Source organism: Rothia sp. SCPM-O-B-18226 (M350), assembly GCF_058213595.1.
The window spans coordinates 270,311-279,538 of sequence record NZ_JBYQJS010000004.1; the positions used below are offsets into that span (position 1 = coordinate 270,311).

Annotated in this window: 11 protein-coding genes; 3 read left to right on the forward strand and 8 right to left on the reverse strand. The window is 58.7% G+C overall.

All coding sequences use genetic code 11. From position 1 onward, the window contains the following. Window positions 1-19 precede the first annotated feature (19 nt). Window positions 20-2,152 (forward strand): Stk1 family PASTA domain-containing Ser/Thr kinase, encoded by a 2,133-nt coding sequence (gene pknB, locus AC3E6W_RS07865; RefSeq protein ID WP_490648001.1) that lies wholly within the window; start codon window positions 20-22, stop codon window positions 2,150-2,152. Window positions 2,153-2,363: 211 nt separating this feature from the next. Here the strand turns inward: pknB and AC3E6W_RS07870 are convergent, their stop codons facing one another. Genes AC3E6W_RS07870 through AC3E6W_RS07880 form a run of 3 tightly spaced genes read right to left on the reverse strand, consistent with a single transcriptional unit; the run spans window position 2,364 to window position 3,938 of the window. Then, complete coding sequence (locus tag AC3E6W_RS07870) at window positions 2,364-2,996, reverse strand: aminodeoxychorismate/anthranilate synthase component II (protein ID WP_294647671.1); 633 nt, start codon at window positions 2,994-2,996, stop codon at window positions 2,364-2,366. A gap of 15 nt (window positions 2,997-3,011) precedes the next feature. Further along, window positions 3,012-3,173 (reverse strand): hypothetical protein, encoded by a 162-nt coding sequence (locus AC3E6W_RS07875; protein ID WP_049333732.1) that lies wholly within the window; start codon window positions 3,171-3,173, stop codon window positions 3,012-3,014. A 15-nt stretch (window positions 3,174-3,188) separates the two neighbouring features. Next, on the reverse strand, window positions 3,189-3,938 hold the full coding sequence (locus tag AC3E6W_RS07880; RefSeq protein ID WP_049333730.1) for a class E sortase: 750 nt from the start codon (window positions 3,936-3,938) through the stop codon (window positions 3,189-3,191). A 150-nt stretch (window positions 3,939-4,088) separates the two neighbouring features. On the opposite strand from AC3E6W_RS07880, the gene AC3E6W_RS07885 reads away from it, so the two are divergent. Further along, on the forward strand, window positions 4,089-4,403 hold the full coding sequence (locus AC3E6W_RS07885) for a cell division protein CrgA (protein ID WP_049333728.1): 315 nt from the start codon (window positions 4,089-4,091) through the stop codon (window positions 4,401-4,403). Window positions 4,404-4,811: 408 nt separating this feature from the next. Here AC3E6W_RS07885 and AC3E6W_RS07890 read toward each other — a convergent pair whose 3' ends face one another. Together AC3E6W_RS07890 and AC3E6W_RS07895 are read right to left on the reverse strand one after the other, a co-directional pair. After that, window positions 4,812-5,168: a hypothetical protein gene (locus AC3E6W_RS07890; protein WP_490652791.1), complete on the reverse strand. Its 357-nt coding sequence runs from the start codon at window positions 5,166-5,168 to the stop codon at window positions 4,812-4,814. 11 nt (window positions 5,169-5,179) lie between these two features. After that, window positions 5,180-6,097 (reverse strand): LysR family transcriptional regulator ArgP, encoded by a 918-nt coding sequence (locus AC3E6W_RS07895; protein WP_070679840.1) that lies wholly within the window; start codon window positions 6,095-6,097, stop codon window positions 5,180-5,182. 208 nt (window positions 6,098-6,305) lie between these two features. Here AC3E6W_RS07895 and AC3E6W_RS07900 point away from each other — a divergent pair, with 208 nt between their 5' ends. Then, window positions 6,306-6,938 (forward strand): LysE/ArgO family amino acid transporter, encoded by a 633-nt coding sequence (locus tag AC3E6W_RS07900; RefSeq protein WP_049333723.1) that lies wholly within the window; start codon window positions 6,306-6,308, stop codon window positions 6,936-6,938. Window positions 6,939-7,013: 75 nt separating this feature from the next. On the opposite strand, the gene AC3E6W_RS07905 is transcribed toward AC3E6W_RS07900, so the two are convergent. The 3 genes from AC3E6W_RS07905 to AC3E6W_RS07915 are packed head-to-tail and all read right to left on the reverse strand — an operon-like array spanning window position 7,014 to window position 8,977. Then, a complete protein-coding gene (locus AC3E6W_RS07905; RefSeq protein WP_490652792.1) occupies window positions 7,014-7,793 on the reverse strand; it encodes a hypothetical protein in 780 nt (259 codons plus the stop codon). Beyond that, window positions 7,760-8,383 (reverse strand): hypothetical protein, encoded by a 624-nt coding sequence (locus AC3E6W_RS07910; RefSeq protein ID WP_490652793.1) that lies wholly within the window; start codon window positions 8,381-8,383, stop codon window positions 7,760-7,762. Before AC3E6W_RS07910 ends, AC3E6W_RS07905 begins: the two co-directional genes overlap by 34 nt. 48 nt (window positions 8,384-8,431) lie before the next feature. Next, the gene (locus AC3E6W_RS07915; protein WP_490652794.1) at window positions 8,432-8,977 is read right to left on the reverse strand and encodes a GTPase; all 546 of its coding nucleotides are present in this window, start codon (window positions 8,975-8,977) and stop codon (window positions 8,432-8,434) included. Window positions 8,978-9,228 lie beyond the last annotated feature (251 nt).

The window sequence follows — 9,228 nt, forward strand, 5'->3', positions numbered from 1 at the left end:
TATTGATCCAGGAGAACTTATGGACCTGTCGGTTCCCGACACGGTTGATAACCGTTACAAGGTACTCGAGGTAATCGGTACCGGTGCGATGGCGACCGTTTACGCTGCCGAGGACACCCGCCTCGGCCGCAAGGTGGCTCTTAAGATTCTGCGTCCGGAGCAGGCCCAGGATGAGACCTTCCGTGCCCGTTTCAAGCGGGAGGCGGAGGCCGTCGCGTCTCTGAATAATCCTGCGATTGTTGCGGTGTATGACACCGGTTCGTTCGATCCTTCCCAGAGCTACGGCGTGGATGAGGCCGCGGGCGAGTCTACGCTCATCCCCTATATCGTGATGGAGTACGTGGAGGGTCACACCCTGCGCACCATCCTGTCGCGTGGCGGTCACCTGCCGGTGAGCGATGCGCTGGGCTACGCCGAGCAGTTGCTGGGCGCGCTCCAGTACAGCCACTCGATGGGCATCATTCACCGCGATATTAAGCCGGCGAACATCATGGTGCTGGACCGCACCAGCGAGGATATCGCGAAGGGTCAGCCGGGCCAGATTAAGGTCATGGACTTCGGCATTTCTCGCGCGATTGAGGAGGCCGGCGAGGCGCTGACCAAGGCGAACGTGGTGATGGGTAGCGCACGCTACATGTCCCCCGAGCAGGTCAGCGGCAAGGAGGTCGATGCCCGTAGCGACCTGTACTCGGCCGCCTGCGTGATTTACGAGATGATTGCCGGCCGTTCCCCCTTCGATGCCGAGTCGAATGTGGATTTGGCTGCTAAGCACCTCTCCGACACCCCTGAGCCCCCGAGCAAGTTCACCCCGCTCGAGGTTCCGGCAGGTCTGGATGCGGTCATTCTGAAGGGTCTGGCTAAGAACCCGGACGACCGCTATCAGAGCGCTGCCGAGTTCGAGCAGGCACTGGTCTCCGTGATTCGTCCCGGCGAGGAAACCGTGGCTCAGGACGCCGCCATGACGACCGCGTTCGTGCCGTCGGCAACCACCGCGTCCCTGGGCGAAGATTACGCCCCGTACACCACCTCGATTACCGAGGCTTCGGTGGAGGACGGCGGTCTCAACGGATTCTTCGACTACGAGGATGAAGAGGAACCGTACGAGGATGAGGAGTACGTCGAATACGATGAGGGTTCGCCCCGTAAGCGTGCGTGGACGCGCTTCCTGGTTGGTATTCTCATCGCCGCGCTACTGGCATTTAGCATCGGCTCGGTGCTGTATTACCAGAACAAGCTGAACGAGGTTCCGCAGGTTCAGGTTCCGGCCGTGGTGAACATTTCCCGCGATGATGCCGATAACCAGCTGCGTAACCGAGGCTTCGTGGTGGAGTACCGTCAGGGCTACTCCGACAACATCAAGAAGGGCGACGTGATTAGCGTCGAGCCGGGTGTCGGTTCTACGGTTAATAAGGGCTCGACCGTGACCGTGACCGTCTCAAGCGGCCCGGAGAAGATTAAGCTGCCCGATAACCTGCAGGGCCAGAGCGAGGCGTACGTGCGTAACGCGCTGAAGGACCTGGGTCTGGTGGACGGCCGTGTCTCCACCGTGGAGAGCGCTTCGGTGCCTGCCGGTATGGTGGTTGAGCTGTCCCCCGAGAAGGGTTCGACGGACGATAAGGGTGTTCAGACGGTTGAGGCCGGTAGCACCGTGAACATTGTCCTGTCCTCGGGTAAGGTGAAGGTCCCCTCGCTGGTGGGTCTGACCAAGGATCAGGCGATTGCCGCTCTGACCGCTCAGGATGTTCTGCTGAACACCAACATTGAGACGGTTCAGACGACCGAGCGTCCCGCCGGTACCGTGCTTTCGCAGAGTTCTGCGGCCGGTACCCTGGTGCCGCAGAACAGCACCGTGACGATTCGCGTGGCTGCTACCCCGACTCAGACGACTGCCCCGACTGCTGCGGCTACTCAGCCGGCAGCGTCGACCGGTAACCAGAACGCTACCACCGGTAACCAGCAGCGTCAGGCCACTCAGCAGGCTACTCAGCCTGCCGCCTCGACCGGTAACCAGAACGCTACCACCGGTAACCAGAACCAGCAGCATTCTACCGCTTCGGCTACTCCGGCACCGGCTGCGTCCGCTACTGCGGGTACCCGTACGATTCAGGGTAATAACGCGAACGCCAATGCAAATAACGCTAACTCCCGCTAAGGGGTTTTAGAGGTTAGCCGCGAAAAAAAGGGGCGGCGCTCTACGCCGTTGGGTGTGGGGCGCCGCCCCTTTCGTGTGCCTGCCCGTGTGCCCGGGCTTGCTCGCGACTATGGGCTCAGATAGAGTATCGCCTCCAGCTTCCCTGTAGTGCGCCTACTACGGAGCTTCTGGAGGCGATATAAGCCACTGAGGACTCTAAAGGCAAGGGGATTTAGGCCATGAGAGGCGAGAGGCTCTTAGCGCGTTCTGCGGCGCCCTGCAGGCCGGTTTCTTCAAGCCAGTTGCCGAGCATCAGGTAGCCGCCTTCGGTCAGGACTGATTCGGGGTGGAACTGCACGCCGTGCATGGGGGCTTCGCGGTGGCGCAGGCCCATGATGATGCCGTTGTCGGTCGTGGAGGTGGTTTCCAGGATGTCCGGCATGCTCTCGGGTACGACCGCAAGCGAGTGGTAGCGGGTCGCGGTGAAGGGGCAGGGCACGTCCTTGAAGACGGAAACGTTCTCGTGCACCATCTTCGAGGTCTTGCCGTGCATCAGTTCGGGGGCGTGGGTAACGGTGCCGCCAAAAGCCTCGGCAATGGCCTGGTGGCCCAGGCAGACGCCCAGCAGGGGCTTCTTTGCCTCAGCCGCCCAGCGGATGGTGTCAATAATGACGCCGGCTTCAGAGGGCGCTCCGGGGCCTGGAGAGATGAGCACGCCGTCGTGGTCTTCCGCGAGCTTCAGCACGTGGTCCAGGTCGTATTCATCGTTGCGGATGACCGTGGTCTCGGCGCCGAGCTGCTGCAGGTATCCCACGAGGGTGAAGACGAAGCTATCGTAGTTGTCGATGACAAGGATGCGGGTCATGGTGTTGTCCTAGTGCTAATGGTTGATGGTGACGTTCTGGTTGAAGGGGCCGTACTCGGCGAAGTGCGGGAAGACGTACTCCATGAGCAGGTAGACGGCTACGAGCACCAGCACGATGGCAATAATGATGCGCAGCCACAGGGGCCCGGGCAGGTGTCGGAAAATCCATCCGTACATGTTCTTTTCCTTTCCTTAAGATCCGGCCACCGAAGCGGCGATTTCTGCGGGGGCGCCGGCGGAGGCGGGACGCCACGATTCGAATCGGGCGTGCACGATGTATCGTTCGGTATCGCCGTAGCGTGGGTGGCAGGTGGTGAGGGTCATGAGACGCTCGGTGGGGGCCACACCGGGTTGGCCGGGCACAGGTTCGATGACTTCAACCTGGTCAGGCTGCACGATTTCGTGGCTGTAGACGGTGTAGGTGTAGTAGCCGTCTTTGGTGCGCACGTAGATGTGGTCGCCTTCGGTGAGCAGGTCGATGTCGTTGAGGACCTTACCGCGGGTTTGGCGGTGGCCGGCGAGGGAGAAGTTGCCGACCTGGCCGGGCATGGCGGTCCCGTCGTAGTGTCCGAGACCGAGGGAGTCGAGCACGTCGGCGCTGGTGCCCTGGGTGGCGGGACGATGATAATCCGCGCCAAATTTGGGGATGTAGACGACTCCGAAGACCTCACCGTGTTCGGGTTCGCTCAGCCCGGCGGGAGGGGTGTTAGGGTCCCAGCTGGGCGGGGCTTCGGCCGGATGCGCGTCAAACTCCTGCACGAGGGTGCTGACGGCCTGGGACTGGGTACGGTCGGCGTCGATATTGGTCCACCACAGCTGCCAGGCAACGAAGAGAAGCAGAATAACGCCCGCGGTGATAAGGAGCTCGCCGGTAATCTGGATGATCCATTGCAGCACGGTGCGGGGTCGGCGCGCGGCATTATGTGCCTTTCCGTGGCTCATGCTCTCTCCTTGGGGTTAGTGGCATTGCGTTTCTCAGCCGTCATACGCTGTGTTTAACGCTCGGGCGAGGTGAAATCATCCCGCAAGTCTGCAAAGATAGGTGTAAACGTATATTTTTAGGTTACCCATACAACAATAAGCGGAGGAAGTATGTCGTCCAACTCGGCTAAGGCATCGTCCAAGAAGAAGTCTCAGAAGTCCGAGAAGTCTGAGGTGGAGGACGCAAGCGAGATTCGTCTGCGCGAGATTGCCCATGAGATGGAGAGCGGTACGCAGCTGAAGGAGCAGACTCCGCTGTGGTACCGAGTCATCATGTTTTCGCTGCTGGCCCTGGGCATCCTGTGGATTATTGTTTTCTACATTACGCAGGGCCTATTCCCGATTCCTGACTTGGGTATGTGGAACGTCAGCATCGGCGTGGGCGCCATGATGGTGAGTATGCTGATGATGACCCGCTGGCGCTAGAGCGTATTGAGGAGGCGGCTGTCCCATTACTGGGCGGCCGCCTCTGTCGTTCTCGAAGAACCGGGGGCTAGTGACTCTCTGCCCCTGTTTTTCTGTTCTGAAAGGCAGTCCGGAAGGTCGCGGTCATAGCGACCATGATGAGCAGTTCGGTGAGGGTTTGGGTGAGTACGGTGGCGCTCATGAGGTTTGCTGACGCTGCGGTGAGCGGGCTGACCAGCGTTGCGCCAGATAGGCGGCTGCTAGGGGCACGATGAGCGGTGCAAGGCTGAGGTAGCTTTCGACGGGGAGAGGGAATATTTCTCCCACTGTCCCCATATTTAATATTCTCATATAAATATATACACTAGTCCATATAGAAATAGAAAGGATCTGGGCGCTAAGTAGGTAGGGTGTTGCCGCCAGCAAACCTCAATATTCCCCTCCGGCGATACACGTAAAGACCACAACGTAATCCACGCATTGAGCCAGCAGAACAATCGCTGCAGCTAAAGCAACGGGACCACCCTCGGGAATAAAGAGGGGAACGAGCAGCGCAACTAGAATCGGGGTTCCAAGGGTAGCCGCCAGCACGACCCTGCGAACAAGCATCTTATGCTGACCAACATTCATGCCGGCCAGGGGCATGAGGGCGAAGTTGGTCCACAGTAGCGCACCGAGCGCGTAGGGCACGAGATGCTCGGAGACCTGACTCCATCCGCCCAGCCCCGCGCAGGCAACTCCCACAGCCATGGAGCCAAGGTAGAGGGCCACCTGGTGACGTTCCACAAAGCCCCCTTCTAGTAGATAAGGTCGCCTCGTGCCGCTTCGTGAACGCGGCGGGTTACGGTCTCCATGACGGGTGAGTTAATGTTCCACCGTTGCCAGTAGAGAGGGAATTCTACGGGGGTTACGGCGAGCTTGATGAGGTGCCCGCTTGCGAGTTCTTCGGCGCATTGCGCTTCGGGGATAAGACCCCATGCGATACCGGCGCTGACAGCACGCGCGTAGTCCGGGGAGGAGGGAATGTAGATGGTGGGGCTTTGGGTGAAGGTTTCTTCAGCCTCCAGACCTACTTCTTGTTCGATGAGGACTCGTGCTACGTCCTGCACGAAGTCTTTGCGGTCGTATTCGACGACGGGGGCCTGGTTGAGCTCCTCGCGGCTTACGCGCTTGGGCCAGCCGAGCAGGTAGCGCCGCACGTAGTCGGGGGTGGCGACGCACCAGTACCGTGCCACACCGAGGGTTTCAACGGAGCAGCCGGGGATTTTTTCGGGTTTGGAGGTGATGACTGCCATGACTTCTCCGGAGCGGAGCATGGCGGAGGAGTGGAATTCGCCTTCTCGTCGCAGGTCGCAGAAGATGCTGTCTTCGCGGCTGAGGGTTCCGACGGCGTCGATGAACCAGGTGGCAAGCGAATCGGCATTGACCGCCACAGACACGCTTTGGAAGCCGCCGGCACCCATGAGTTCGCGTTCCATTTCTTGCTGCAGGAATTCACTCTGGCGGGCGATGCGCAGCACGCTCTGTCCGGCATCCGTGGGGGTCACAGGATTGCTTCGGCGCAGCAGAACCTTTCCGGCGATCTGCTCCATGGCTTTGATGCGCTGGGAGATGGCGGAGGGGCTCACTCGCAGGATATCTGCCGCCGCGTCGAAGGTGCCATATTCGATGACGGTGGCGAAGGTGGTGAGCTGGTCGGTACTGAAACGTGTCATAAGAATATCTTACGCAGTGTGAAAATATTTAGATAGATTTAGGGTCCTTTTTCCCGTATTCTCATCTCTGGCACTTCACACTTCAGCTAACGCAGGCTTTATCCCTGCGTCGCGAGCTTTTGCCTGGCAAGCTGGTAGTAAGGGAGCCGCTACCCGCCACTGCGTACGCGGGTTCACACCCCGTTTGATCGACATAGAAAGTTTCACGATGTCCACATCCCTGTCCCTGCTGTTTCTGGGTGCCACCACCACTATCTCTTTGGTGGCCGCCATTGGCGCCCAGGGCACGTTTGTGTTGCGTCAGGGCATTACGGGTCGGCATATTACCCCGATTATTATCTTCTGCGTGCTCTCGGATGCGCTCATGATTGGCTTGGGTGTCGTGGGTCTTGGTGCGCTACTTGACGCCGCCCCGTGGGTTATGGAGGTTCTCCGCTACGTCGGCGCAGCTTTTCTGGCGTGGTTCGGCTACGAGTCGGCGAAGCGTGTTTTCACCCCGCATGCGGTTGTCGTTGAGGAGGGTACCGAGGATGCGCAGTCGTTGAAGGCGGCCCTGCTAACCACGGCGGCGGTCACCTACCTCAACCCGCTGGCATGGTTGGACACAACGATTTTCCTCGGTTCTCTGGCTAATACGCAGGGCGATCCCGGCCGCTGGTGGTATTACCTGGGCTGCTGCTGCGGTAGCGTGCTGTGGTTCCTCATGATTGGCTACGGCTCACGAATTTTACGTCCGCTCTTCGCCCGCCCGGAGGCCTGGCGTGTACTTGACGCAGCGGTGGCCCTACTCATGGTGTATCTGGTATTCAACCTGCTCACTATGGACCTATCCGCCCACTAGCACCATACCTTTTATCCCTTGTCAGGCTCTTTTTCCGCAGTCTCCTCCTCGCTAAGGGGTACGAGTACTTCGCTTTTAGGCATGGTGAGCAAGCCCCAGGTAGATATCGCGAATAATCAGGATGTGCTTGATTTGCTCAATCATGGGTTTGAGGAAGCTTCGGGCATATTTTTCGTCGCTACTGGTGGTTGCGACGAAGCTGAGCCCGGAGAACACGGCAACGATCATGGACACCTTGATGACCACGGCGTTGATATTGGTGTCTACGCCGAGGATTTTGAGGTGTTTGGGTTTGACGGCCATCCAGGATTCGATAGTGGCGTCATTAATGGCAATGGAGGCGAACCCCATGAAGAACCCGAAGACGAGCAGCATGAAGAGGGTTGCCTGAATAATCTGCCCGATCATGGGGATGATGATGAGGTTGCCCCAGGCGGCGGTTTTGAGGGGTCGGTGTTTGAGGATTTTCTTCTCTTCGACCCAGTCTTGGGCGGTGTTCCAGATTCCGCCTTCGCGGGCTGCGGCCTGTTCGTAGTCGCTGTCGGTGAAGCGTGCAATGTCATCACCCTTCCGCTGCCCCAGGAGACGCGCCGTGCGCTCTAGGGAGGTCGTGACGACCACAAACACGGCAAGTAGCCCCATAAGCCCCAGAACAGCCCAGGTGCGCGGGAAGCTGAGCCCGTTGGCGAGCTTCCAGAGGTCTGCGTTCACGAAGATGAAGAGCACGGACACCATGAGCACGGGCAGTACTTTCGCGATCATGGGCGGCAGGGAGGCGAGCTGGTGGATAGCGTGCTTGAGCGACCAGCCCAGTACAGTGTCTACGCCGAGGAAGATGGCAAGGTAGATACCCACGACGATGAGCGGAAGGCTTGGGCTCCGTCGTAGACGAAGTCGAAGCCGTCAAGGTTACTGTCTTCGAATACTCCGGTGACGAAGAGCGCCCAGGCAACCAGCACGGTGAGAACGCCCGCGGTAATCTGCACCCATTGCGGGGTGCGGACCATGAGCATATGGGCAAGAGTAATGAACACACCGGAGATTATCGGCATCACGAGGAAGATGCCACCGAGCACGAGCATGGGTAGCACTTCATCGCTGAGTGCAGTGTTGGTCGTGATGGCTTTAATGTATTCCGGGAGGGAACCCCTTGCGTCATCAACTACGAGAATGAGGATATCGCGTAGGAAGATATAGCAGACGTGCATGATGCTCGCCCACAGGATCCAGGGCACGGAGCGCGGGAAGGCATCAAGAGCACGTTGACGTGCAGGAATGATGAGGGGCACGCCCTGCTTGCGGAACCAGGTATTGCTCTGCTTCAGCACATCGGTCTTGCTGTATTGCTGAGGTTGTACCTCTCCCGCAGCCGCGTTGGTGCGCAGTCGTGCCCAGATGGGGCGTGCGTCCTTCTGCTGTGCGGTGTTCTGGTCCTGTGTGCTCATGACATACCACTCTACAGGGTTGAGAACCCTCTTTTACCCGCGAGTCCCTTATAGTTCTTCCTTCTGGAGTTCAGCTCCAATAAAGCGGCTATAGGCACCCATGAGTAGCGCGGCTGCTTCTTCGTGTCCGGCGTAGATGCCTAGTTCCTCGTCCTCACGACCCGTGTAGGTGCCGCTGCTGATTTCGAGGAGGGACCGGGGTGCGTCTGCAGTCTCGGGAGCTAGGGCATCCAGGATGAAGCTCAGGCTCTCTTCTGTCTCTTCATCCGCTCTCAGGAGGCGTCCTAGGAGTGTTCCCGGGTAGGGTGCGATGGTAAGAACGTCTTCGTTTACGCATTGGACAACGCGGGCTATAGGAATAACATAACCGTTCTCGGTCTCTTCGAGCAATAGCTCAGCGGAGAGGTCTATATGGCTTTCCTCGCTGTGCAGAAGCTGCCTGGGCCACCAGAGGTGAATGTATTCGGTGAGTGCGGCCCATGCTTCGTGAGGCTCCAGTGTACTCTCTACGTAGAGGGCTACCGTTCGTTCTTCATCAGCCTGCTGCGGCTGATCAACTGGCTCGGGTGCGTGGGAGAACATGGGGTAGTGCATGGTTCTACTCTATCCCAGTGCGCTCCTCTCTGGAGGGGATATCCCTTCTTCCTTCATTTCCCTCGATAAGGGATATGAAGGTACAAAAAAAAAGGGGCGGACCCGCATGGGTCTGCCCCTTTTTTTAGCTTTAGCTGTTAAAGCAAAAGAACCCGCGTAAGCGGGCTCTTTTTATTGCCTATTGGATTGTTATCCAAAAACCATACAGTGAACGCAAACAACAAACAACATCTTGAAAAGTAAGCCTTCAG

Coding starts and splice junctions, on each gene's coding strand:
- pknB (WP_490648001.1), top strand. CDS start 20: ATGGACCTGTCGGTTCCCGACACGGTTGATAACCGTTACAAGGTACTC.
- AC3E6W_RS07870 (WP_294647671.1), bottom strand. CDS start 2,996: ATGACCCGCATCCTTGTCATCGACAACTACGATAGCTTCGTCTTCACC.
- AC3E6W_RS07875 (WP_049333732.1), bottom strand. CDS start 3,173: ATGTACGGATGGATTTTCCGACACCTGCCCGGGCCCCTGTGGCTGCGC.
- AC3E6W_RS07880 (WP_049333730.1), bottom strand. CDS start 3,938: ATGAGCCACGGAAAGGCACATAATGCCGCGCGCCGACCCCGCACCGTG.
- AC3E6W_RS07885 (WP_049333728.1), top strand. CDS start 4,089: ATGTCGTCCAACTCGGCTAAGGCATCGTCCAAGAAGAAGTCTCAGAAG.
- AC3E6W_RS07895 (WP_070679840.1), bottom strand. CDS start 6,097: ATGACACGTTTCAGTACCGACCAGCTCACCACCTTCGCCACCGTCATC.
- AC3E6W_RS07900 (WP_049333723.1), top strand. CDS start 6,306: ATGTCCACATCCCTGTCCCTGCTGTTTCTGGGTGCCACCACCACTATC.
- AC3E6W_RS07910 (WP_490652793.1), bottom strand. CDS start 8,383: ATGAGCACACAGGACCAGAACACCGCACAGCAGAAGGACGCACGCCCC.
- AC3E6W_RS07915 (WP_490652794.1), bottom strand. CDS start 8,977: ATGCACTACCCCATGTTCTCCCACGCACCCGAGCCAGTTGATCAGCCG.